The 23,645-nt window shown below is 66.0% G+C and carries 19 protein-coding genes, 1 tRNA gene and 5 pseudogenes; 13 read left to right on the top strand and 12 right to left on the bottom strand.

The window, feature by feature from the left end:
* Window positions 1–424: 424 nt before the first annotated feature.
* From ACQ860_RS21245 to ACQ860_RS21260, 4 genes and pseudogenes are all read right to left on the bottom strand, one after another.
* Window positions 425–6,046: a peroxidase family protein gene (locus ACQ860_RS21245; protein WP_431305315.1), complete on the bottom strand. Its 5,622-nt coding sequence runs from the start codon at window positions 6,044–6,046 to the stop codon at window positions 425–427.
* Between the two features lie 318 nt (window positions 6,047–6,364).
* Window positions 6,365–6,935: pseudogene (locus ACQ860_RS21250) on the bottom strand (IS3 family transposase); the annotation flags it as partial.
* 166 nt (window positions 6,936–7,101) lie between these two features.
* A pseudogene (locus ACQ860_RS21255) lies at window positions 7,102–7,326 on the bottom strand (transposase); the annotation flags it as partial.
* Window positions 7,327–7,344: 18 nt separating this feature from the next.
* Window positions 7,345–8,323 (bottom strand): annotated as a pseudogene (locus ACQ860_RS21260) (transposase).
* 574 nt (window positions 8,324–8,897) lie between these two features.
* On the opposite strand from ACQ860_RS21260, the gene ACQ860_RS21265 reads away from it, so the two are divergent.
* The gene (locus tag ACQ860_RS21265; RefSeq protein WP_431305316.1) at window positions 8,898–9,269 is read left to right on the top strand and encodes a hypothetical protein; all 372 of its coding nucleotides are present in this window, start codon (window positions 8,898–8,900) and stop codon (window positions 9,267–9,269) included.
* A 208-nt stretch (window positions 9,270–9,477) separates the two neighbouring features.
* Here the strand turns inward: ACQ860_RS21265 and ACQ860_RS21270 are convergent, their stop codons facing one another.
* From ACQ860_RS21270 to ACQ860_RS21280, 3 genes and pseudogenes are all read right to left on the bottom strand, one after another.
* The gene (locus ACQ860_RS21270; protein ID WP_431305317.1) at window positions 9,478–9,972 is read right to left on the bottom strand and encodes a DNA methyltransferase; all 495 of its coding nucleotides are present in this window, start codon (window positions 9,970–9,972) and stop codon (window positions 9,478–9,480) included.
* Window positions 9,973–9,990: 18 nt separating this feature from the next.
* The gene (locus ACQ860_RS21275) at window positions 9,991–10,215 is read right to left on the bottom strand and encodes a hypothetical protein (protein ID WP_431305814.1); all 225 of its coding nucleotides are present in this window, start codon (window positions 10,213–10,215) and stop codon (window positions 9,991–9,993) included.
* A gap of 58 nt (window positions 10,216–10,273) precedes the next feature.
* Window positions 10,274–10,324, bottom strand: a pseudogene (locus ACQ860_RS21280) (hypothetical protein); the annotation flags it as partial.
* Between the two features lie 364 nt (window positions 10,325–10,688).
* On the opposite strand from ACQ860_RS21280, the gene ACQ860_RS21285 reads away from it, so the two are divergent.
* Complete coding sequence (locus ACQ860_RS21285) at window positions 10,689–12,071, top strand: tyrosine-type recombinase/integrase (protein WP_431305318.1); 1,383 nt, start codon at window positions 10,689–10,691, stop codon at window positions 12,069–12,071.
* 59 nt (window positions 12,072–12,130) lie between these two features.
* Complete coding sequence (locus ACQ860_RS21290; RefSeq protein ID WP_431305319.1) at window positions 12,131–12,748, top strand: hypothetical protein; 618 nt, start codon at window positions 12,131–12,133, stop codon at window positions 12,746–12,748.
* Between the two features lie 18 nt (window positions 12,749–12,766).
* On the opposite strand, the gene ACQ860_RS21295 is transcribed toward ACQ860_RS21290, so the two are convergent.
* A protein-coding gene (locus tag ACQ860_RS21295) for an IS630 family transposase (protein WP_431302838.1) occupies window positions 12,767–13,725 on the bottom strand; the annotation gives its coding sequence in 2 pieces (ribosomal slippage) (window positions 12,767–13,374 and window positions 13,374–13,725; 960 coding nt in all).
* A gap of 90 nt (window positions 13,726–13,815) precedes the next feature.
* On the opposite strand from ACQ860_RS21295, the pseudogene ACQ860_RS21300 reads away from it, so the two are divergent.
* The 8 genes and pseudogenes from ACQ860_RS21300 to ACQ860_RS21335 all read left to right on the top strand — a co-directional run.
* Window positions 13,816–14,331: pseudogene (locus ACQ860_RS21300) on the top strand (integrase core domain-containing protein); the annotation flags it as partial.
* Between the two features lie 866 nt (window positions 14,332–15,197).
* Window positions 15,198–15,365, top strand: coding sequence for a hypothetical protein (locus tag ACQ860_RS21305; RefSeq protein WP_431305320.1), 168 nt, complete (start codon window positions 15,198–15,200; stop codon window positions 15,363–15,365).
* Window positions 15,366–15,495: 130 nt separating this feature from the next.
* A complete protein-coding gene (locus ACQ860_RS21310) occupies window positions 15,496–15,639 on the top strand; it encodes a hypothetical protein (RefSeq protein ID WP_431305321.1) in 144 nt (47 codons plus the stop codon).
* Entirely contained in the window at window positions 15,636–16,094 is a 459-nt protein-coding gene (locus tag ACQ860_RS21315) for a hypothetical protein (RefSeq protein WP_431305322.1), read from the top strand. Before ACQ860_RS21310 ends, ACQ860_RS21315 begins: the two co-directional genes overlap by 4 nt.
* Window positions 16,084–18,525: a DUF927 domain-containing protein gene (locus ACQ860_RS21320; RefSeq protein ID WP_431305323.1), complete on the top strand. Its 2,442-nt coding sequence runs from the start codon at window positions 16,084–16,086 to the stop codon at window positions 18,523–18,525. Before ACQ860_RS21315 ends, ACQ860_RS21320 begins: the two co-directional genes overlap by 11 nt.
* Window positions 18,522–19,088 carry a hypothetical protein gene (locus ACQ860_RS21325; protein WP_431305324.1) on the top strand — a complete coding sequence of 189 codons (567 nt, stop codon included), beginning with the start codon at window positions 18,522–18,524 and terminating at the stop codon, window positions 19,086–19,088. The genes ACQ860_RS21320 and ACQ860_RS21325 overlap by 4 nt, the downstream gene beginning before the upstream one ends.
* Window positions 19,085–19,483, top strand: coding sequence for a hypothetical protein (locus ACQ860_RS21330; RefSeq protein WP_431305325.1), 399 nt, complete (start codon window positions 19,085–19,087; stop codon window positions 19,481–19,483). Before ACQ860_RS21325 ends, ACQ860_RS21330 begins: the two co-directional genes overlap by 4 nt.
* 20 nt (window positions 19,484–19,503) lie before the next feature.
* Window positions 19,504–19,788, top strand: a complete 285-nt coding sequence (locus tag ACQ860_RS21335) for a hypothetical protein (RefSeq protein WP_431305326.1) — start codon at window positions 19,504–19,506, stop codon at window positions 19,786–19,788.
* A gap of 391 nt (window positions 19,789–20,179) precedes the next feature.
* On the opposite strand, the gene ACQ860_RS21340 is transcribed toward ACQ860_RS21335, so the two are convergent.
* The 3 genes from ACQ860_RS21340 to ACQ860_RS21350 all read right to left on the bottom strand — a co-directional run bounded on the left by ACQ860_RS21340 (window position 20,180) and on the right by ACQ860_RS21350 (window position 20,737).
* Window positions 20,180–20,255 (bottom strand) — tRNA-Glu (locus ACQ860_RS21340).
* Window positions 20,256–20,273: 18 nt separating this feature from the next.
* Window positions 20,274–20,447: a DUF2256 domain-containing protein gene (locus tag ACQ860_RS21345; protein WP_431305327.1), complete on the bottom strand. Its 174-nt coding sequence runs from the start codon at window positions 20,445–20,447 to the stop codon at window positions 20,274–20,276.
* Window positions 20,447–20,737: a DUF6476 family protein gene (locus ACQ860_RS21350; protein ID WP_431305328.1), complete on the bottom strand. Its 291-nt coding sequence runs from the start codon at window positions 20,735–20,737 to the stop codon at window positions 20,447–20,449. The genes ACQ860_RS21345 and ACQ860_RS21350 overlap by 1 nt, the downstream gene beginning before the upstream one ends.
* Here ACQ860_RS21350 and ACQ860_RS21355 point away from each other — a divergent pair, their 5' ends adjacent.
* Together ACQ860_RS21355 and rpoH are read left to right on the top strand one after the other, a co-directional pair.
* Window positions 20,738–21,751 carry an RluA family pseudouridine synthase gene (locus tag ACQ860_RS21355; protein ID WP_431305329.1) on the top strand — a complete coding sequence of 338 codons (1,014 nt, stop codon included), beginning with the start codon at window positions 20,738–20,740 and terminating at the stop codon, window positions 21,749–21,751. It abuts the gene before it with no gap.
* 227 nt (window positions 21,752–21,978) lie between these two features.
* Window positions 21,979–22,860, top strand: a complete 882-nt coding sequence (rpoH, locus tag ACQ860_RS21360) for an RNA polymerase sigma factor RpoH (RefSeq protein WP_318648103.1) — start codon at window positions 21,979–21,981, stop codon at window positions 22,858–22,860.
* Window positions 22,861–22,891: 31 nt separating this feature from the next.
* Here rpoH and ACQ860_RS21365 read toward each other — a convergent pair whose 3' ends face one another.
* The gene (locus ACQ860_RS21365) at window positions 22,892–23,614 is read right to left on the bottom strand and encodes a M48 family metallopeptidase (protein ID WP_431305330.1); all 723 of its coding nucleotides are present in this window, start codon (window positions 23,612–23,614) and stop codon (window positions 22,892–22,894) included.
* Window positions 23,615–23,645 lie beyond the last annotated feature (31 nt).

A 23,645-nucleotide genomic window follows, 5' to 3' on the forward strand; every position in this document is an offset into this window, starting at 1 on the left:
CCAGAATTGGTGCGGCGGCACGCGGGTGACGGGAGAAGCAGCAGGCGGAACTCGCCGCGGTCAGACCATCGGCCGATCGTTCCTGCCGTCAGACCGGACGGATGCCGGGAAGGAGCGCCGCAGGGCGTGTTTCCCAATATCGAGCAATCTCATTGATGCGGGATTCGCCACATCGGCGTGACACGCCAGGGCGCGGCGGACTCAGGCGAGACCAGAGCCACGCGGATAGGGGGGGATGGTAGCTGCCGCCGGGCGGCCCCCACAGCCTACGTCAACACATCCGGAGCAAAGGCCGGACGTTAAGCCAGCCACGTCGCGAAGAACCGTTTACCGCATTCATGACGGGGCAGTCGCAACGGCGGCGTGCGCGCCGCCGTTGCCATTCGTTGAGGTCGGCCGGAACGTCCGGCCGACCTCACGGGGGTCACAGGATGATGTCGGTGCCCAGGACCGTGGCCACATTGCCGATCAAGATCGCGAAATCGGCATTGTTGTTTCCGGTCGTGTTGCCTTCCAGCGTCCGCACGCCGCCCTGGTTCACGAAGCGAACCTGACCGAGCCCGGTGAAAGCACCGTTCACAAAGGTGAACGCCTGGTTCCCCGCAACATTCGCGTTGGCGTCGATCAAGCTCAGGTCGATCTTGTCGATGCCAGACTCGAAGTCGGTGATGGTGTCACGCGAACCAGCCGCGAGGCCGATCTCCGCGATCGCAGCGCCAAAGGCGAAGACGTCGGCATCGGCGCCGCCGGTCAGGAAGTCGACCCCGGCCCCGCCGTCCAGCGTATCATTGCCGGCGCCGCCATCCAGGATGTCATTGCCATCGCCACCGAACAGCTGATCGGCACCGCCAAGCCCGGACAACAAGTCGTTCCCGGCCAGTCCGTTGATGGTATCATTGCCAGCCCCACCGCTCAGCGCGTTGGCGGCGGCCGTTCCGTTCAGGAGCAAGCCAGCGACATCATCATTCAGGATGGTCGAAGTCGCCGTCGCCGTTCCGAGCACAATCCCGGTCGAGGGGTTGGACAGGGTGAGCGTGAAGGTCTCGTTGGCCTCGACGGTCGTGTCACCCACCACCGAGATGGTAATGGTGCCGCTGCTCTGGCCAGCCTGGATCGTCAGCGTCCCCGTGGGCAACACCCCACCCTGGAAGTCGGCCGCGTTGGCCGCATTGGCCCCACTGCCGGTCACCGCCCAGTTGACGGTGGTGTTGGTCCCCACCACGGTCGGAACCGAAACGGTGAACACATGCTGCGACACACCGGTGCTGCCTTCGGCCACTGCCGCCACCGGCCCTGCAACCGACATTCTCTGAATGAAACTGCTGCCGGTCAGGGTCGGCGCTCCCGTCAGGTTGATGCTGAAATCCGCAATCGCGTCGGCGTTGACGAAGCCCTGCAGCACACCATTGGCGTAGCGGAGCTGACCAGCCCCGGCCGCGGTCTGCGCCAGCGCAGCGCCCTGCACCAGCGTAAAGCCCTGCGTGCCCGCGACCCCGGTATTGGCGTCGATCGCGGTGAAGTCGAGGACATCCCCGGCGGCGAAGTCGGTGATGGTTTCCCGGAACGCGGCGTTGTTGCCGATCTCCGCGACGCTTCCGAATACGAAGGTGTCGTTGCCGGCACCGCCCGTCAGTCTATCGACGCCAGCGCCGCCATTGATGCGATCGGCACCGGCTCCACCATCGATCGAGTCATTGCCGCCAAGGCCGAGCAGAATGTTGTTGCTGGCATTGCCGAGAATGATGTTGCTTTGGGCGTTGCCTGTCCCTTCAAGGGCCGTGCTGCGCAGCGTCAGGTTCTCGAGATCGGCCGCGAGCGTGTAGTTGAAGGCACCGTTCACGATGACGGTGTCCGTGCCCGCCCCGAGCAGCCCCTCGACCACGGTGTCGGTCGTCACGTCAATGATATACGTGTCGTTGCCGAGGCCGCCCTCGAGGATGTCGATCCCGGCGCCACCATCGAGCGTGTCATTAAAGGCCGTGCCGACAAAGATGTTGGCACCGGCATTGCCGAGCATTTCCAGGCCGACATTCAGGCCAGGAACAGCCAGCGAGGCGTCGATGTTGATGGCCGCCGTGCCGGTGCGGTCGGCCGCGTTCGCCGTCCCGGTGCCGATCACCACACGCTCGATGCCGCTGAAGGCCGAGACGATGCCGAGCGCGTTGGTGCCGCCCAGGATGATGGAGTCCGCGACGGTCTGAGTGAAGCGGACCTCGTCGATGCCAAGGCCATTCGCCACGCGGAAACCAGGGCCCTTGTTGACCAGTTGCAGCTGGGTCAGGCCGTTATCGGCGATGTCATGGTGAACGAAGGCCAGGCTGTCCTCGATGATGTAGATATCATCGCCTTCGCCGCCATTCATCACCTCGCGCCCACCGATCACCAGGCCACCTGCGCCGGGAACCAGCATGTCATGGCCGCTGGCGCCGGCGAGATTATCCCAGCCTCCGCCACCATACAGGGTGTCGTTACCCGCGCCGCCATTCAGTCCATCATCCAGCAGGGCCGCGGTGAGCGGCGCATCCGGATCGAGGACACCGTTCAGGTCGACGACGCCGTCGCCGCCATACATGACATCGTCGCCGGCGCCGCCCTGCATGACATCGGCCTCGGCGCCGCCGAACATGATGTCATTGTCGGCATTGCCGAACATGATATCGGCCCCGAGGCCGCCCAGCATGCTGTCGTTACCCGCGCCACCATACATGAAGTCGTTGTCGATGCCGCCGTCGAGCGTATCGTTGCCGCCATCGCCATACAGGAAGTCGACGCCGGCGTCGCCAACGAGGGAGTCGTCTCCATCCTCGCCGCGGATGTCGTCATTGCCGCCAAGGCCGAAGACGGTATCGTTGACGGCCGTGCCGGTGATCCGCTCGCTGGCATTGCCGATGCCGTTCGGGTTCAGCACATTGCGGGCATCCACATAGTCACCCGGATTGCCGTAGAAGACCCCGTTGACGTAGCCGGCGCGGCCGATCGAGGCCGTGATGATGTTCCCGGCCGTGTCAAAAACCTGCTGCGTGGTGGTCGACTCCAACAGCTCGTCGAAAGTGCCAACGCTCGGCTGGCCGTCCGCGTCGTCGATGAGCACATACTTGTCGGCCACCGAGAAGATATCGGCATAGACATTTGTGGCGCCGGTCGAGCGCATCACGATATCGGCGAGCTGGACGCCTTCCATGTTCTCGATGAAGAACTCGGTCGTCGGCACGCGGCCCAGGTAATAGAAGTGGTCGCCATTCTGCAGCTTCATCATCTGCATGGCGAAGACCGCGTCAAAGGTGGACCCGAGCATGCCGCCCAGGACCTCCCGCTCGGCGAGGCCACCCATCCAGGCGTCGATGCGGTTGAAGTCGCGGTTGCCGGTGGTGCTCATCCAGGCCGTGTCGGCATAGGCCGCCTCGGTCGCGTTCTTGAGCGTGGCCATATACAGGGCCTGGTCGACGGCATCGACAAACTCACGGAGGGCGTACCACTGGGTGAGCGTCTTGGTGCTCGCGAACTTCGTCAGAATGTCATCGCTGGCATAGGCCATCATGAAATTCTTGACCGTCGCCGCCTGGTCGAGCGGGCTGCCCTTCAGGTTGTCCCGGAAGCCGGTCCAGCTGGTGTAGGGGTTCAGCGTCGCCTGCAGCGCGAGCGGCGCCACCGTCTGGATCGCAGCACGCATTTCATTCAGCGTCGGCAGGCCCGCATCCCGGCCACGCACGATGTTCAGCGTGGCCAGATCCAGCGGCTGGCCGAGCAGATTGTCACGGAGGGCATCCGTGACCTTCTCGTCGATCCGGTTGCCGACCTGGGCGGTGCTGCCATCCGTGATCAGGGCGGCGCTGGAGCCCGGGATGTAGGAGGTCGGGCTCAGGAAGGCCTCGATCAACCCCTTGTTGATGTCGATCTGAACCTTGTCCGAAACCAAGCCCGTCGCGGTTGCGGTGGCTGTGCCGTTGACGGTGATGCTGAACTGGCTCGCATCGATCCTGGTGATGGCGAAGGTTCCGTTCAGCAGGTTCGCCGCAAGGCCCCCGATGTCGTTGTCCACGCTGGACAGGGTGATGTTGGCTTGGTCGGCCAGGCCATGGTTCACCATCGTCACGGTGACGACGTCGGAATTCGCGACCGTGCTGATGTTTTCCGCACCGCTCACTTTCCGCATGCCGACCGTCTCGGGCAGCATCGAATGGCCCAGGCGGTACACGGCATTGGCGAATTCGGAGGAGATGCGCGCGTCGATCAGCGGGTCCACGCCGGCGAAACCCGCGATGTTCGGGCTCAGCTTCCGCACGAACTGGTCGAAGACGAGATGCTGGTAGGTCATCTCGTTGAACAGCTTCGCCTGCTGGAACAGCTCCTCGGCGGTGACCTTGGTGGCCACGCCCGTCAGGGGATCCGTCCAGGTCCAGCCACCGGCCGGCTGGTCACCCTCGAAGCCGTACACCGCCTTCAAATCGGTCAGGACGCGGTTGTGTTCGTTGACGAACACTTCCTGGACGGCGGTGAGGCCGATATTCTCGTTGAGGCGCCCGTCACCCGCGACGTAATGCGCCTCCAGCGCGGCCTTGGTGGGGCCGATCAGGTCGCGCCCAGCCCAGACCGTCGTATCCGTCAGGGCGGGCAGCCGAACTCCCATGTCATTCAGGAAGGCATGCTGCGTCGTCATCAGCACGAGGCCCTCGGCCACCGTGGTGTCGGTGACGTAGACGGTCTCGCCCGTGACCTTGTCCAGAGCCACCAGCTGCGGCCGGCCATCGGCGCTGAGAATCAGCTGACCGAACTGGTCGATCGCGAGCATGGGGACGGCCGTGATGTCGGCGTCATGCAGGGTGATCCCGACCTTGGCCGCGTTCGCCTTGATCTGGGCCCAATTCGCAATGCCCGATGCAACTTCACCATTGACGGTGGCGCCCGCATTGACCAGGCGGCCGGTCGTCACGTCGTGGATCGTCTGGCCGGCATTGAGCGTCTGGTATTCGCGCAGGAAGAAGGTCTTGCTCTTATCGGAGCCGTAGGTCTGGCTGAGGTCGATGAACGGCGAGATCTGGTTGAAGCTCTCCGCACGCGCCGGCGTCAGCGTGAAGTTGAAGGAGCCCGCCGGCACCAGGTTGCCGATCGCGGGGAAGGGCGCGGCCGATGCGACCACGCCCGTCGTCGGCGTGAAGGCGTTGATCTGGGCCACCAGATCCGCCTCGTCGAGGGCCTGGATCTCGATCAGGGTGTTGTTCAGGACGAGCGTGCCGACATAGGCGTAGGTGAAGCCATCGACGACAGCGCCAGCGTCCGGCGTGGTCAGTGTCGACTTGATCGCCCAGCTCGCCTTGCCCTGGTCCGCCAGGATGCCCAGCTTGCTCAGCAAGGCATCGGTCGAACCCTCGCCGATGGTGACGTTGGTGGTGTTGTTGCGCGAGGCGGCGATCGTGGTCGCCCGGCCAGCCGTATACAGACCATCGCTCGGCAGGAGTTCGATCGAGACCCGGCCATCCTTGCCCTTCGACACGAAGTCGAGGCCATGGTCGAAGAACTGCCCGAACTGGCTCATCCAGTTGCTGTAGGCGAGCGGATTGATGGCGCCCGAGACCGGCGAGATCCGCCCCACCGGGTTGTCCTGCAGGCTAAGTTCAAGCTTGAGGGCGTAGTTCGGGTCAGCCGGGTCGAGGCTCTGGAAGCCGACCGGCGCGCTGCTGTCCGCGATCAGGTTGCTGATGTTGCGCGGGTTGAGCGCATCAGCGATTTTGCCGCCGACGTTGGTCGTGTCGCCGATGGTCACGACGCTGGTCGCACCGCGCGGGGAATTCGCGAAGGGCGCCGAGATGATGTCGTTCTTCGTCGAAGGCTCAACCAGCCGGTTGAAGGTGTCGCGCGTGAACAGGGTATCGGCAGCGCCGAACCAGAAGCCCGGCGCAGCGGCATCCAGCGTGTTGTTGCCGACGCCCTGCACATCGCGAATGCCCGTCGGGCCAAGCGGCGCAAGCCCGTTCAACTCCTCAGGGAGCCACTCGCCCCTGGAGCGGGCGAGAAGGAACCGAATATCGGCGAGACTAAGTGTCGGCATTACTTTGATCTTCCAAGCGCAAACTTGTTTTGCAATGTTGTGGTTCTGGGCTGCTTCGCCCACTACTCGCACAGTAATTTAAATTAAGAAATTACACTGCAATCAAGAAGATATTTGTCTATTTTGGGGTGCGTGAGGGTCCGTTTGAGAATTATCGATGGGCGACGCGCCGGAGAAGTGACTCGGCTTCTCGTTACAGCGTTTCGGTTCCGATAACTTGATCCCCTGCCGGCTGATACGCACGTCGTGCGGGTGCCGTGGCCTCACGCAGGGAGGGCGCAGCCCGACCGGAGTGATGCCACGGCGCCGGCGGCTTCCTCATGCCGCCCGCACCTGCGGCAGATGGTCGAGATAGGCCTGCTCTGGCGTCCGCGCCCCCAGGCAGGAATGCGGCCTTTTGGAATTGTAGAAAGCCAGATGCCGGCCCAGCGACGCGCGCGCATCGCTCACGCTGTCATAGGCCCGCAGATTGACTTCCTCGTATTTTACCGAACGCCAATGCCGCTCGACGAACACGTTGCCCCGCCAAGAGCCTGCGCCCATCCATGCTGATCGCGATCTTCTGCTCTTGCAGCAGCCCCGTGACTGCCACGGAGGTGAATTGGCTGCCCTGGTCCGTGTTGAAAATCTCAGGCTTGCCGTGCCGGCCCAGCGCTTCATTCACAGCGTCGAGGCGCACCTCCGTCTCCGACGTGATCGACAGCCGCCATGCCAACACCCAGCGGCTGAACCAATCCACCACCGCGGCCAGATAAACAAAGCTGCGGGTCATCTCTGTGAACGTGATGTCCATCCCCCAGACCTGGTTGGGCCGATCCACCACCAGGTTGCGCGGCGGATAAGGGTAGAGCTTGTGCCCAGGTGCCGGTTTGGACGTGTTCGGCCGCCGCTATCCGGCCGACACCACAAAAGGTTCGAAGAAAGACCACTCCTCGTCCGTCAGCAGCCCGCGGATCAACGCCGATCTCCATGCCTGAGATCAGCCTGGAATCACGCCCGAGGCCCCATGGGAATCCCCAAGTCGCCAGTTGGTCCACGCGACCTGGGCTCAGGACTCATTGTCCAAGCCAGAAGATGACGGCGCGGGTGATAGCGCCGAAGAAGGTGTTGGCGCAGCGGTCGTAACGGGTGGCGATGCGGCGGCAGTCCTTGATGCGGCCGAAGGCGATCTCGATGCGGTGCCGCTGGCGGTAGGGCGCCTTGTCGTAGGGGATCTGCTGCTTGCGGTTCTTCTTTGGCGGGATGCACGGGGCGATGCCGCGCTTGGCGATCAATTCGCGCGCCGGGGGCGTTCTGCCTCACGCAACGGCCCGCAGCCTGTCCAGCCAGCACCATCGCTTCATGTTGCAGGCCATGTTGGCCTGGGTGATCGCGGCCTGCGCCCGCGCCAGGCCAATGGTTCGGATCACAAGACCCATCACCCCTTCTGTTAGGCAAAGGGGGGGCTCCACATGCGCCCGCACCCCGGACTTGGCCGCATTGGCGCGCGCATGGTGCCGTGGCATCGGCTACCCGCTCGGCTTGCGCCGGTGGATCCGGGTGATGCGGCCCGTCGCCTCCAGGTACCGCTCGTTCTCCGCCGAGCGGTACGCCGTGCCGGCCCAGACCCGGAGGCGGTGTTATTCGGGTCGAGCAGCCCCTCGCGCAGCCGGGCTTCGTCATGAGCGGCCGCATCCGTGGTCTTGCCCTGCCGGATCACGCTATGCCGGCGGTCGATCGAGATATGCGACTTGTAGCCATAGGTCGGGATCGCGGGGTCGATCTGCGGCTTTCCATCCGGGCCGGACTTGGCCTTGCTGAACTTCACCTTCCAGCGCGCATCGGTATCCTGCTGGCGCGCGCGGGCTGGCTTGTCGGGCCAGATTTGCTCCGCCTTTTCAGCGGCCTTGATGCGGGCCTTCTCCTCATCCGTGTTGCGCTGGCAGGGGCGGATAGCAGGGTCGCGTCCACGATCTGGCCGGCCATGGGCAAATAGCCCGCCGCGGTGATGGCCTCGTCCAGCCGGGTGAACAGCCTCTCCAGTGCTCCGCTGGCGATCAGTGCCTCACGGAAATCCCACAGCGTGTTGGCATCCGGCACCGCGCGGAACTTCAGTACCGGATCAAAGGCAGGGCGGCCACCTTTGCGCATGTGTCGCGTGCCCAGCGGCGCCGTCAGTTCGGGAGGGAGCAGCTCGAAATCCATGGTCCTGGCGAGCTTCTCCAGCGGGTCGCCCTGGGCAGAGAGTTCACGCAGCCGCTCCTGCATGTCCCGGAAACCGGGTTGGCCTGATGACATCAGCGTCGTCTCGCCCAAGGCAAAGCGAATCATGTCAGCCAAAGCAACGCCAGGGGGTTTCCGGAGGAGTCCGCATCTTGGCTGGAGGAGGGGAGGGAGGGCCAAACCGAAGATAGATAGTCGACTTTAATATACAATTATATCAGATGATTCTCTATTTCCATCTGCTAGATTATTGGAAATCAGTAGACAATCATCGACGTTGGCTCGCTCGCCAATCGGGCGGCTAAGTATATATCTTCCGGAGTTGAGCATACTATGCGTGCAGCCACATCTCACGTCACCGCGTTAGCGACGAAGGGCGGCGCCTCGAACGGGATGATAGGACTGACAAGCACGAGTCTTTTGGCGCAGTCTACTGCTTTCTTGCTTTCACGCTCTGGTGATCGAACTGCTTCGCAGCGCGCTGCGGTACTCAAGGCTGCGGCGTGTGGCGATTTGAGTGCAGCGATGGACGCGATGCTGGCGTGGGCGATTTGTGAACGGCGCCACGCGGGGCCTGACAGAACTGCCGACCTGGAACGCGACGACGGGTCCTCGGCTGGCTAGGCTTGTCCGCGCCGGGGACGACGAGATGTTCGCCGAGATCCGCGGCATCATCGGCGCCCGACCCACCTATGGCTATCGCCGCGTCACCGCCCTGCTGCTTCGGGCCAGACCGAGCCTCGGGCGGCCACCGCTCAGCTACAAGCGCACCTCTCGTCCGATGCGCATGGCCTCCCTCCTGCTGCCGCCCTTTACCGGCAGGCGGGTCATCCGGGCGCATGAGGGCCTCGTCATTGCTCTGGCCTCCAATCAGCGTTGGGCCTCGGACGGGTTCGAGATCCCTTGCTGGGATGGCGAAATCGTTCGTATCGCATTCGCCATCGACACCCACGACCGCGAAATCATGGCCAGCGATCAGCACGCCGGCATCATCCACCAGCACCGGCACGTTGAAGCCTAACTCGGCGATGGACGCCGCCAGCTGCGCCACCAGCTCGGCGGGGCCCATGTGTGCATTGGCGGCATAGGGCGCGAGCGATGCCACCGGCATCATTTCCATCTGAAGATCAGGCTGCATCGGCGGTGGCCTCCATCCGCGCTGCGACAACGGCGTCGTAGTCGCGGCGATCGTCGGTCAGAGTGACGGGCAGGTCGGGGTGCAGCATGCGCTACCGGGAGATTGCCAGGTCGACATAGGCGGGCGCCACCTCGATCGCGCGCACGCGACGGCCGGTTCGTTGGCCCGCCAGGATCGTGGTGCCGGAACCAGTGAAGAGCTCGACCACCACCTCGCCATTATCAGTGTAGGCCCGCATCAGGAAATCCGGCAGCACCACAGGGAACACCGCGGGGTGCTCGGTCCCAATTCCACGCCCCTTATGGCGGGTGAGGCGCAGCAGGTTGTCCGGGATGCGGAAGTCCTGCACAGGCAGTCCGAAATGCTGGTATTCCGAGATGGTGCCGCCGGCCGCGCGCAGGCCGCTGCCCTTGTTCGGCGTGCCGGTCCATTTGCAGGGCACGATCTTGTTCGCCTGCCGGGCCTGACGGTTAAAGTGAAAGACGAACTCGAAGGCGGGCGCGAGGCGTCCGTTCCAGTCACCCGGCAGGCCGGGCACCTGGTCCCAGGTGTAGAGCCCAAAGCGGCGCCAGCCGCGGGCGCGCATCCGCTCGAGCCAGCCGCCTCAATAGGGCTGCCATTCATTGCCGCGGTGGTTCAGGCCGAGGTTCGCCAGCACCTGGCCGTCGGGCTGCATGGCCGCATCGAGATGCTGGAACACCCCCTGCATCAGGGCGTCCCAATCGGTGCTGCCTCCGGTGGTATAGTCCCAGTGGTTCCCATAGGGCGGGCAGATTAACAGCAGCGCGGCGCGATCCGCGCCCAGCAGCCAGAGGTCCGTGCGCTCCACGCGCCAGCACCTCCGTATGCCGGGTGCGTGCTCCGGCGGGGTCTCTCGTCCTCAGGCTCTCGAGGAGTTCCCGCTTTCCGACCACCGCGCGATGGTCAGCCGGGACCACCTTCCGTGTGCAGTAGACGCCTGTCTTGGGGGTGCTTGTGCGGACGCGACATGGCGAGGACCGTTTGGACCACCCGATTCTACCACCGGACAGCTCTCAATGCCTTGAACATCCTCGAAATCCTGGCCGATCAACGCCTTGGGAGACGGATGGCGTCCCTTAGGGCCGCCGTTGGTGCGGATCAGGCAGAACCATATAGGCGCAAGACGAGTTTATAATGCGCCAGAAAAGCCTGATAAAACCTACGTTTTGGCTCATATGCTCCGTCTTGATCCAGAATGACATTGCGACTGCCGAGTGTGGGGGATAGTGTGGGGACTGTGGGGGATGTGCTTCCCCTGCAACCTCACATGGAGCTGCGGCAATGGCTGGCAATCTCGATGCGAAGACGGTGGAAGCTGCCAAGAAGCGCGCCAAGCCTTATCGCCTTTCGGATGGTGATGGCCTTCTGTTGGAAGTGAGGCCGAGCGGCGCCCGTATGTGGCTGGTCCGGGTGACGGTGGACGGTAAGCGCCGCGATGTGGGCCTGGGCGGGTATCCGGCTGTGAGCCTCAAGGAAGCGCGAGAGAAGGCGGCCGCAGCGCGCAAGATTGCAAAAGGCGGTGGTGATCCCGTCGTCGAGCGCGAGCGGCTTGAGCGGGAACAGGCGGCGCAGCGGAAGGCGGCCGCGGAGGCGCAGACGCGGACATTCCGCACGGTGGCACTGGACTGCATCAAGTCCGAGGCGCCGGGCTGGAAGAATGAGCGGACGGCGCTTCTCTGGCAAAAGTCCCTTGAGCGGTGGGCGTTCCCGGAACTCGGCAAGATGCCGGTGGCGGAGGTGGACCGGGCTGCGGTGCATCGTGCAATCGGAGAGGTGTGGCGCACCCGGCCGGCGACCGGCCGCAAGGTGCTGCGCCGCATCGCCGCCGTTCTCCGCTATGCCGCCGCCCATGGCTGGCGTGCGAATGACAATGCTGCCGATGTGAAGATGCTCCGGCATTTGGGCCTGCCCGCGCTGCCGGGTGGCCGCAAGCAACCGTCTCTCCCCTGGGCGCGGATGCCGGCCTTCATGGCGGCGCTCGATACCATGCCGGGCCTTGGGGCGTTGGCACTGCGCCTTGTGGTGCTGACGGCGCTGCGCTCCGGTGAGGTGCGGAATGCGCGTTGGTCCTGGCTTTCCTTCGATGGTGTCCCGACGCTGACGGTTCCGGGCGAAGTGATGAAAGGCAAAAAGACGGGCGAGGTGCTGCCGCATCGCGTGCCGCTTTCTGCTGCCGCTCTTGAGGCGCTGGCGCGGGCCTATGCCGAGGCGAACGGCACCACCGCCACCGTGGCCGATCTTCCGAAGCTGGCAGCGCTGGCGCGAGAGGCGCTGATATTCCCGAGTGCCACGCGGACCACGCCGCTTTCCGATATGGCCTTGAGCGCTGTCATGCGGCGCATGAATGCCGACAAGCCGGAGGATGCGCCGGCACCCTGGCGTGATCCTGACGGGCGCGTGGCGGTGCCGCACGGATTTCGCGCGACCTTCTCGACGTGGGTGGATGACACGCGGCCGCATGAGCGTGAGGCGGCCGAGAAGGCGCTGGCGCATGAGGTGGCGAACAAGGTGAGCGGTGCCTATCGGCGCTCCGATTTGTTTGATCGGCGGCAGCCTCTCATGCGTGATTGGGCGGAGCATTGCCGGGTCGGGGCCGTCACGCCGATATGTAAAGGGCGCGCTCAGCTTGAGGCCAAGGCTGGAGCCCGCGCCGCGCGACTTTGACTAGTGAGAGCTCTCAGCTGCGAAGTACTCTTTTGTCAGCAATCTGAAAAAATAAAATAATGGAGAATAAATTGCAGAATTCAAACGCCACAGAAAATTCTAGAGATCCAGATAAGAGATATCTTTATGGTATTGATCGCTGGAATAAGGATGAGGAAGGGCTTGAGAGCATCACGTGGAGATGTGCCAATTTCACCATGCACTCTATATCGGACGAAGGTCTTGTGTGGTGGTGGTCTTATGAAGAAAAAATTTGGTACCTTTTACATGAGCCGCTTGCATCCATCGCACGTGCAGACTTGATTGAGTGTAGAGAAGTGTTGAGGGAGGGAGTTATTCTCGTCAAGCTTCTGGTTGATGCAAAGGATGAGTTTGAACGGCACGCTGCTCGTAGGCTTCTTGCTGTGATTGGTCGAAGGGCGACTGACTGGCAAAATTTTGACAAGGGTCGTCCTATGCACTTGAGGTATAATCGCCCTGGTGATCATTACGTTGAGATGCGAGCGTCGGACGTTTACAGCACTATAACGAAGTCAGATCGACATTATTTTGAGATCGCGGGCGTAGAGCTCCCGCCTTTCAGCGACGCGCTTTACGAAGAGATCAGCAAGGCCGAATTCGCCGAGGGTGTGGAGAAGTTGAGGGCGGCTGCCGCCGCCAAAATTGCTGGTACGTGAAACTGCGCCACTTAGAGCTTAATCCCATCCATCTGGATCATACCCTGCTGCGGCGAACATGCGCTGACACTCGCGCGGGGTGACGCGGTCGAGAATGCGCCCGATGGCGTTCCACAGGGTGTCGATGGTCCGCGCAGCCTCGCGGCGCAGCAGCGCCTTCAGCTTGGCGAACAGGTTCTCGATTGGATTGAAGTCCGGGCTGTAGGGCGGCAGGTAGAGCAGATGCGCACCCTTGGCCTCGATGAGGGCCCGCACGGCCGGGCCTTTGTGGCTGCTGAGGTTGTCCATCACCACGATGTCGCCGGCCCGCAGTTCCGGCACGAGCGCTTGCTCCACCCAGGCTTCGAAGATGAGCCGGTTGACTGGGCTGTCGATCACGAAGGGCGCGACCACGCCGCTGCTGCGCATCCCGGCGATCAGCGTGGTGGTTTTCCAATGGCCGTGGGGGATTGCCATGCGCAGGCGCTCGCCACGCGGGCAGCGGCCATGGCGTCGGGCCATGTTGGTGCTGGCCCAGCTCTCGTCGACGAAGATCAGGCGCTCAGGATCGAGGTCGAGCTGCGCCTCGAACCAGGCTTCGCGCCGGCTCAGGACGTCGGGGCGTTGCTGCTCGGCTGCGTGCGCGGTCTTTTTTTGCGCGTGTAGCCGCGACGGTCGAAGAAGCGCCAAAGCGTGCCGTAGCCGAAGCGCAGGCCCCGTTCGGCAAGGGCTACGCGCAGTTCCAGCAGCGTCATGTCGCGCTGCGCGTGAAACACTTCGAGGATCGTCTCAGCCTCGGCCTCCACAACATGGCTGCGCCGATCACCACCAAGCGGACCGTGCATCGGCACCGCACCCTCGGCGGCAAGGGTACGCCAGCGGCTGACGCTGGCTGCGCTGACCTTGAACCGCTCGGCCGCCTGGCGGTGCGTGAGGCCTTCTTCCAACACCGCAGCCAGCGTGCGCTGCCGTAGATCCAGTGAGAGCGCCTTCGACATCCAGCCCGGCCTCCACGCTCCGGAAGACAGCGTGAATCAGAAAACAGCCGTTCCGGGAATCCCCACGATTCAGTCAGACCGGATGACGCTCTAGTCGAGAGCGCCACGCGCGTCACGGCATCCGCCTTCCTAGAGGCCCTCATCGCCGCCGTGCCCTACCGCATCCATACGGTACTCACCGACAACGGAATCCAATTCCGCTTTGCCCCGCGCTACGCCGACGGCCCGACGGCGCGCTACATGACCCACATGTTCGCCATGCGGTGCCAGGAAAACGGCATCGAGCACCGCTTCACCAAGATCAATCATCCTTGGACGAATGGTCAGGTCGAGCGGATGAACCGCACCATCAAGGACGCCACAGTCAAGCGCTTCCACTACGACAACCACGAGCAGTTGCGACGACACCTCGACGACTTCGTCGCCGCCTACAACTTCGCCCGCCGCCTTAAGCGCCTCCGCGGCCTCACACCCTACGAGTTCATCTGCAGGACGTGGGCAGAAACGCCCGAACGATTCAACAAAAATCCGCACCACCAAATGCCGGGACTAAACATCCGCGGCGCCAGCGGGTTCCGCGCCCGTCGAACTGTCACCCGAAGCTAAGGCGAAAGCCGACGCCCAATTGAGGCTGTGGACCGAGGCGCGGCAGAAATTGGCCGCAGCGCGGGACGGCGCCCGTTCTGATCTTCGCCGGGCACTCGTTTCTGGCAGTGTCCGCGCGACTGCGATTGGGGAAGACGGCGACCTCGTTACCATGCTGCCCGCGCGGTGGCGGGCGACTTTCGAGCGGCCGCGCGTCGCGGGCCTTGATCCGTTCGTGGAGGCGCTGGAAGACCGGACGGTGCCGACAACTGCCAATGGGAGCGGCACTCCCACCGCCTGGGGGCGTGCCATCATTGCCCGCGCTGATCTTGCTCGATGGTGCGGCGGACCGCCGGAGCCTGAGCCGGCTGAGCGGGCGCGGGATGACGTGGCGCGGGAGTGGCCGCCTTTCGATTTGGCGGAACCGGGCGAGCCTGGACCCGCGCCTCCCATGTCGGCTGAGCCTGCAATGGCTCCCGAACGACTTCAGGGCAGCGCCGGTCCTGGGCAAGCTTACAGCCGCGAAGCACTTGGGGGATGGTTCTACCTACGTGTGAAGACTTGGCCGAAGGGTGAGCCGCCGCCGAGCGAGGCCGAATGCATCGCCGCCGCAAAACTCTATTTCGCGGACCCGCCGGGCCGCGACGTAATCCGCGAAATTCGCCAACAGAAGACGCCTGAAAGCTGGCGGAAACGCGGGCCTAGGCCGAAGCGGTAATTCAGGCGGCAGCCGCAATACACGCGGATTTGGCCCGCGAAATTCCAGTCCGGCACCCCCTGACGCACGGCCGAGCATCCCGCTCCGCCGAGCGTCATGAGGTGCCACCTTGGCTTCCCAGAAATCCGAACCGCGCCGGAAGCGGCGCCCCGATGAGCGGCCCGCGCCGATGCGCCATGCGCTGTCCTACACCCTGCCCGATGCCGCGCGCCTGAGCGGCCTGAGCGTTGCCACACTGCGGCGCCGAGCTGCGGATGGTGCGCTCCGGCTGTTCCGCTGTGGCGGGCGCACCCTGGCCGATGGCGCATCCCTGCGTCGGATGCTGGGCGCTGAATGAAAACCGCCGGGCGCAGCGTGTGCGGCCCGGCGGCGGTGCAGGAAAAAGCGGCCTCTCAACACCCGCAAAATAATGCGCCAGCGTGCCCGACGCCAGCACCAATCGCCCGGTTCCGAGAAGGAACCAAACGATGACTGACATTCTCAATCTTCTCAGTGAGGCGGCCGAGGCGCGCCGCCGTGGCGACTTGGCGGCTGCGCTAGCCGCTGAACTCGCTGCCGTTCTGGCCGCCCGCACTCTTGCCGCCGCGCTGCGGCCGGAGGTGCAGCGATGAGTGCACCGCAAGACGAACTCGACATGCTCAAGGCGGCACTCGCTCGCCCGGACCTCTCGCTGGGCGCCCGTGCTTTCCTTCTCGATGTGCAGCGAAAGGCCGCCCATTGGGCGCTGACGCCGCGGCAGCGGGAGGCAGTGCAGCGCATCGCCCAAGCGCCGGATATTCCCGCGGTGGCGCGGGCTGCGCTGCCGCATCTGCCGGAACTCTGCCGGCGGTGGTTGCCGGGCGGGAAAGAGATCAGGCGCGAATGGGTCTGCGGCAGCCTGGCCGGCGAGGCGGGCGCGTCCTGCAAGATCAACCTCCGCACGGGTGAGTGGGCGGATTTCGCAACGGGCGCCAAGGGCGGCGATGTGGTGAGCCTGGCTGCGGCGATCCATCGGTTGACGCAAGCCGAGGCGGCCGAGCGGGTGGCGCAGATGCTTGGCATGGGAGGCGCGCACCATGGCCGCTAATCCCTTTGCTCCGCTTGGTGATGCGCCTGAGGTGCAGGACGTGCCGGAGGCCGCGGCGACTTGGCAACCGGAAATGCCGGCACCGGAGGAACCGCCGAAGGTGTGGCGGCATCCGAGGCTGGGCTTGCCCGTCTGCGGGTGGACGTATCGAGATGCCGCGGGGCGCCCGCTGTGCCGCGTTTTCCGCTTCAATGCGACCGATGGCGGCAAAGAGTTTTTGCCGCTGACATACGGCACCTCAAAAGGGCAACGGCGCTGGCACTGGAAGGCGCCAGCGGCACCGCGCCCGCTCTATGGCTTGGCGGAACTTGCCGCGCGGCCTGAGGCGCCTGTTATCATCTGCGAAGGCGAGAAGGCCGCGGATGCTGCTGCGGCGCTTTTCCCGGAGCATGTCGCCGTGAGTTGGCAGGGTGGCAGCGGCGCGACCGACAAGGTGGATTGGCGCCCGCTGGAAGGCCGCCGCGTCGCTATCTGGCCCGATCATGACGCGCCGGGTGCGGAGGCAGCCGGCAAACTCCGCAAGGCGCTGGTGGAGGCCGGAGCGGCCTCTGTGGCGGTGGTGGTTATCCCGGCCGACTGGCCCGAGAAATGGGACTTAGCCGATGCGCTGCCGCCCGCCGCGACGGCAGAGACGCTGCGGCTGATGCTGGCCGATGCTGCGGCGGAGATGAAGGCGCCCGATGTGCCGAGCCTGCCGCGGCCTTTCCACATGCGCGACAGTGGCGTGTGGTGGCAGGCGGAGGCGACGGAAGGCGGCCGGGAACCGCCGCCGCCCGTGCATGTCTGCGGGCCGCTCCGCGTGGTGGCCGCCACCAATAACGGGAGCGGGCAAGCCTGGGGCGCCTTGCTGGAATGGGAGGACGCGGACGGTCGCCAGCACCAATGGGCGATGCCGCGCGCCATGCTGGCGGGCGATGGGAAGGAGGTGCGCTCCCATCTTCTCGACGGTGGCTTGTTCCTGGGTTCCGGACGCAAGGCCCGCGAGAAGCTGGCCGAGTATTTGACCCGCGCCAATCCGCCCGACCGGGTGCGGGTAGTTTCGCGCATCGGCTGGCACGGTGCCGAAGGCCGCCGCGTGTTTGTGCTGCCCGATGCGACCATGGGGCGCCTCGTCGGCGAACGTGTGATGCTCCAAACCGAGCGCCCCGACGCGCTGCCGCCGCTCCATCAATCCGGCACGCTGGCCGAATGGCAAAGCGAACTGGCCGCTTTGGCGGTGGGGAACTCTCGCTTGGGCTTCTCGCTGGCGGTGGCCTTTGCCGCACCGCTGGCCGCACTCATCGGTGCCGAAGGTGGCGGCTTTCATCTGCGCGGGCCTTCCAGTGTCGGCAAATCCACGGCGCTGCACGTGGCCGGCAGCGTGTGGGGCGGTGGCGGTTTGCGTGGGTGGTGCCGAAGCTGGCGCACCACCGACAATTCCCTGGAAGCGGTGGCCGCAGCGCATTGCGACTTGCTGCTGTGCCTCGATGAGATGGGCGAGGCCGGAGCCGAGACGGTGGCGAGTGCGGCCTACATGCTGGCGAACGGTGCCGGCAAAGGCCGAGCCGGGCGGGATGGCAGCGCGCGGCGTGTGGCGGAGTGGCGGACGCTTTTCCTCTCGACGGGCGAGGAAGGCATTGCCGACCGAATGGCCGAGGCGCGCGGCGGTGCCAAGCGAACGCGGGCCGGGCAGGAAGTGCGGGTGCTCGACATTCCCGCGGCAGCCGGGCCGCACGGATTGTTTGAGACGCTGCATGACCATCCGGGCGCGGGTGCCTTGGCGGATGCGCTCAAGGCGGCGGTGGCGCGCTGCTACGGCACTGCGGGCCGGGCTTGGTTGCAAATCCTGGCCGATGACCCTGAGGGCATGGCGCGGGATGCGCGGGAGGTGGTGGCCGCCTTCCTGGCCGCGAACGTGCCGAAGGACGCTGCCGGGCAAGTGCGGCGGGCGGCCGGGCGCTTCGCGCTGGCGGCGGCAGCCGGAGAACTCGCCGCTGCGAGCGACTTGCTGCCCTGGCCGCCGGGTGAGGCCGAGAAGGCCGCGGCGGCTTGCTTCGCAGCATGGCGCGGCGCGCGGCAGGGTGGGGATGGTGCTGCTGAGGATGCCGCGGCGGTGGCTGCTGTGCGTGCCTTTATCGGGGCGCATGCAGAGAGCCGCTTCCAGACACTCGGCACCGAAGGGGATGCGGCAGCGGGGCTTGTTGTAAACCGCGCCGGGTGGCGCAAGCGCGACGGCACCGGCTGGCAATTCCTGATCTTGCCGGAGGCGTGGCGCAGCGAGGTGGTGCCGGGCATGGACCCGCAGGCGGCCGCAAATGCGCTCAAGCGCGCCGACTTTCTCATCCCGCAGGAGCATGGCCGGTTGCAGCGTGCCGAGCGGGTGGGGCTGTCAAAACCGGTGCGGGTCTATGTCATCCGCGACACCATCCTGGCCGGGGAGATGCTGCAATGAGTGGCGCCCGTGCCGACCGGCTGGCCGGGTGGCGCGCGACCCGCGCTGCCCTGAACGTCGCCACCGTTGCCGATGCGGCGGCGGTGGTGGCAACCGCGGGTGAGCCGCGGAAGTCCGCCGAGGTTGCCAGCGTCGCCACCGTTGCCAATGAAAATGCCGGCCTTGGCGATGATATGGCGGCGCGGGTGGCCTTTTACGTCACCGCATCTGAGCGGGCGCTAGAGGCACTTGCTGCGCCAGATGCCGACCTCGCCGCGGAGCGTGCGGAAATCCAGGCCGCGCGTGAGGCGGAAGCGCGCGGCGAATATCCCATCAAGCCGGAGGCCGAGCACCGGGCGCATTTGGCCGCTCTGCGCCTCTCCGGTTTGCAAAGGCCGCCCGCATGGTCGGACGTGACATGGGCGCCGCCGCCCGGTGCCTGGTGTGGCTGCTGTGGGCGGCACACGCCGCAAAGCGGGGGGCGGTGGTGGCGGGAGGCGAAGGAGCCGACCGGCTGGCGCTGCTGGGCTTGTCATCCTCCGGTGCATTTGGCGACCGATAACATTCATGAGGTGCGGACATGAGCGAGCTTTCCCGGATTGGGGGGCGTCTCGCCAAGCTGCTGCCGGTGTTGGCGAGCGACCGGCCGGGCGAAGTGACTGCCGCCGCCGCCGCCATCACGCGGACGCTCAAGGGCGCGGGGCTTGATTGGCACGCGCTGGCCGCGGCGGTGGCGTCAGAGGCAGAGCGACAGGCCGCGCCGGCCTTCACCTTTGGGAGCCTGCCGCCGCGGACGGCACGCAAGCAAATTGCGTTGCTGGCGCGGTCGCTGGAACTGACGCCAGCGCAGCGCACCCGCATGGAACAGATGCGCGAATGGCTCCACGGCAGGCCGGTGGCGGCGCGCCTTCCGGCAGAGTGTGTCGCGTTCCTCGATGATCTTTGGCGCCGGGCCTTTGGTGGCGGCGCGTCACGCTGAACGGAGCAACAGGGGCGGAAATGACGGATATGCATGAGCCGATGACGGCAGCGGAGCGTGCGGAGGAACGGCGGGCGCGGAACCGGGAGCGCGCCCGTGCCTATCGGAGCCGGCGGCGGCGCGGTGTGGTGTGGGCTTGGATTGAGATTGAGCCACGCGCCTTGGCTGGGCTGGAGCGGCTGGCGCTGCTGCCGCCGGGCGAGCGTGGCCTTGAGGCTGTTTCGGAGGCGGTGGCGCGCTTCGTTCAGGCTGCCGCGCCGTTGGCCGCGGTGGGAGATGCCATTTGGCCGGAGGCTGCCGAGTGACAAGGCCCAACGTCCCAGCCGGGTGGGCCGCGTTCCGCGCTTTGCGCCAGACACCCACCCCGCACCGACCGAAGCTGCACGGAAATTGGAGGCATGGGGGGCGGAGCCGCGAGGGCGTTCAGCAAGCGCGCGAGGTGCGCTGCCTGATGCGCGTTCTGGATGTGCTCGACGGCGGTAGGGGTGGGAAGGTGGCCCCGAACGTCTTGGCATGGTTGCGGCCGCCGCGGCCTGTCGGATGGGGTAGGTATCGCCACCGGGGGCGTGTCTAGCCGGGGGCCGCGGCGCGACCCTCGATTGGCCGAAGCCTTTGCCGACTGTGGGGGATATCGTGGGGGATGGGAAATTTAGCGGCGAAGAAATTGCGCTAAATCAAGTTCTTGGCGCCAAATTTTGGCGTCCCTTAGGGGATTCGAACCCCTGTTGCCGCCGTGAGAGGGCGGTGTCCTAGGCCTCTAGACGAAAGGGACGTGGCCAGTGCGGCGGTCTTAGCCGCCCCGGCGGGGGAGGGCAAGCCGGGCCTTTGCATATCTCCCATCCCGGCACGCATCGGAGCAGAAGCGCACCTCGTCCCAGGTTCGCGCCCATTTCTTGCGCCAGGCAAAGGGGCGCCCGCAGGCGGCGCAGGTCTTCTCGGGCAGGTTCGGCTTCTTGTGCGCCATCAACGGACCGGCACGGCCGCCCCTGGCATCACCTCGCCCACCACGCGGCCGTTGCGCGAATCCAGCAGCAGGATGCGGTCGCCATCCGGCCGCTGCACATGCACGGCGAAGTGGTCGCCCGCGCCGGCCACGCCCATGATGCGGCTGCCGGCGGGCAGGTTCAGGCTCATCGCGGGCAGCGGCGCCTCGCCCCGCCCCCCGGCGCGCTGGACGAGGAGCACGACCAGCGTCACGGTGCCCGCCACGATCAGCACGCCCATCGCCACAACCAGGAACTTGAGTGCCTGCATTTGCCCCAGACCCATGAGATCACCGCGACCGAAGCCGATCACGGACAGCGCGTGGACCGATTCCTCGCGGAGCGGATAGGCGGTCTCTCGCGCTCCCGCGTCAAGGCGCTGATCGAGCAAGGCCACGTCACGCGCGACGGCGCGCCGCTGACCGAACCCGCCCAGCCCGTCCGCCCCGGCAGCCTTTACTGCGTCGCCCCCCCGCCGCCCGCGCCCGCCAAGCCCCAGGCCGAGGCGATGGCGCTCGACATCCTCTTCGAGGATCAGCACCTCATCGTGCTCGACAAACCTGCGGGTCTCGTCGTCCATCCGGCGCCGGGCAATATGGAAGGCACGCTGGTCAACGGCCTCCTGGCCCATGCGGGGGAGGAGCTGGAGGGCATCGGCGGCGAGAAGCGGCCCGGCATCGTCCATCGGCTCGACAAGGACACCTCGGGCATCATGGTGGTGGCGAAGAGCGAGCAGGCGCACCGCATCCTCTCCGACGCCTTTGTCACGCGCGACCTCGACCGCGAATACCTGGCCCTGGCCTGGGGCGTGCCCAACCCGGCCGCGGGCGTGATCGACGCCGCGATCGGCCGCCACACCACCGACCGCAAGCGGATGGCCGTGGTGGAAAGCCGCAGCCGCGGCGTGCAGCGCGGCGCGATGGCGGGTGCGAGCGCCGGCAAGCACGCCATCACGAATTACCGCACGGAACAGGTCTTCCACGGCGCGGTCAGCCTGGTCCGCTGCAAGCTGGAGACGGGCCGCACGCACCAGATCCGAGTCCACATGGCCCATATCGGCCACCCCCTGGTGGGGGATCCCGTGTATCTGCGACGTATCCCGGCGGTCAGCCGGACCCTCCCGGAGGGGCTCCGCGAAGCCCTGCTCGCCTTCCCGCGCCAGGCGCTGCATGCCGCGAGCCTGGGCTTCGCGCACCCGATCACCAAGAAACATCTCTCCTTCCGATCCGACCCGCCGGAGGATTTCCGGAAACTCCAGGCGCTGCTGGCCTGTAACACCGAGTAACCGGACCAGTTTGGTCGGTTTTGCTTGCGCAAACCTGTTCGCTTCGGTAATTTCTCGCTGGAACTTCGCTACGGGGTGCCGCTACACCCCCGGCTGCTGCCACCGCCCCTTCCGTGACCGGGGCGGATGCATCCGGGAGGGCCCTGGACGCGTTAGGCCAGAAAGGCCGTGTGCCCGCCGCCGTCACGGGGTGGGGCACGGCGCAAATGGAAGGCTCGTCGAATCCGATGGCGTCTTTGAGTATCCCGCTTGCCCCTGAAGGCAACCTGTCGCGCTACCTCCAGGACATCCGGAAATTCCCCATGCTCGCCCCCGAGGAGGAGCTGGAGCTCGCCAAGCGCTGGCGCGATGCCGGTGATGAGGCCGCCGCGCACAAGCTCGTCACCTCGCATCTGCGCCTCGTGGCGAAGATCGCGATGGGCTATCGCGGCTATGGCCTGCCCGTGGGTGAGCTCATCTCCGAGGGCAATGTCGGCATGATGCAGGCGGTGAAGCGGTTCGATCCGGACCGTGGCTTCCGCCTGGCCACCTACGCCATGTGGTGGATCCGTGCCGCCATCCAGGAATACATCCTGCACAGCTGGTCGCTCGTGAAGATGGGCACGACCGCCGCGCAGAAGAAGCTCTTCTTCAACCTGCGCCGCCTCAAGGGGCAGATCGGCGCGCTGGAGGATGGCGACCTGCAGCCCGAGGTCGTGGCGAAGATCGCGAAGACGCTCGCCGTGCCCGAGCAGGACGTGGTGAGCATGAACCGCCGCCTCGCCAGCCCGGACAACAGCCTGAACGCCCCCGTCCGCGCCGACAGCGAGGGCGAGTGGCAGGATTGGCTGGTGGATGACGCCGAGAGCCAGGAGACGGAGCTCGCCGACCGCGAGGACATGTCCAACCGCAAGGACATGCTGAACGGCGCGCTGCGCACGCTGAACGAGCGCGAACGCCACATCCTGATCGAGCGTCGCCTGAAGGACGAGCCGACCACGCTCGAGGAGCTCTCGCAGCAATACAACATCAGCCGCGAGCGCGTCCGTCAGATCGAGGTCCGCGCCTTCGAGAAGCTGCAGAAGAGCATGAAGCAGCAGATCACCGAGCGGCGCCTCAGCGTCGGCTAAGGGCCCAGGGGGCGGCTGGTGTAGGCCGCCCTCATCCCATCCGTTGCAGGGACGGCCCGTGCCGCCGCAGCCACTCGGTTGCGGCGTGCCGGTGTTCCGAGCGGCTTTCGACCAGCGCCCAGAAGCGGTCGGAGTGGTTCATCTCGCGCAGATGCGCCACCTCATGCGCCACCACGTAGTCCAGCACCCAGTCGGGGGCGAGCACGAGCCGCCAGGAGAAGGCGAGGGTGCGGTTGGGCGCGCAGCTGCCCCAGCGGCTCTTCGTGTCCTTCAGCCGGATGGCGCTGGGGGCGACGCCCAGCGCCTCGCAATGCGGGCGGGCGGCGGCGACGATCCGGCGCAGCGCCTCGGCCCTCAGGAAATCGCGCACGCGGCGCGCCACGAAGGGCGCCTCGCCCGTCACCACCACCGCACCTTCTTCCAGGAAGGCGCCGCCGCGGCGGCCGGGCTCGTGTCGGATCGGGTGCTCCACGCCGCCGATCGGCACGCTGCCGCCCGGCTCGAAGGGCCGCTCGGGCGCGAGATTGCCGAGCTTCTGCATGATCCAGCCGGCATGCTCGGTCAGCAGGGCCACGCCATGCCGCTTCGCGGCGCGGCTGGGCAGCGTCACCACCACATCGCCGCGCGCGGGGTCGATCCGCAGCGAGACGCGCCGCGCGCGGGGTGAGCGCCGCCAGCGCACCGGGCAGGGCTCGGGCGGCAGCAGCGGGTCGCGCCGCAGCGGGATGATCTCGGAGTCGGGCAGTTCCGGCATGGGGCAGCATGTCGGGATTCCGCGGCGCGGT

It is taken from the genome of Sediminicoccus sp. BL-A-41-H5 (assembly GCF_050632405.1).
Lineage (GTDB): Bacteria > Pseudomonadota > Alphaproteobacteria > Acetobacterales > Acetobacteraceae > Roseococcus.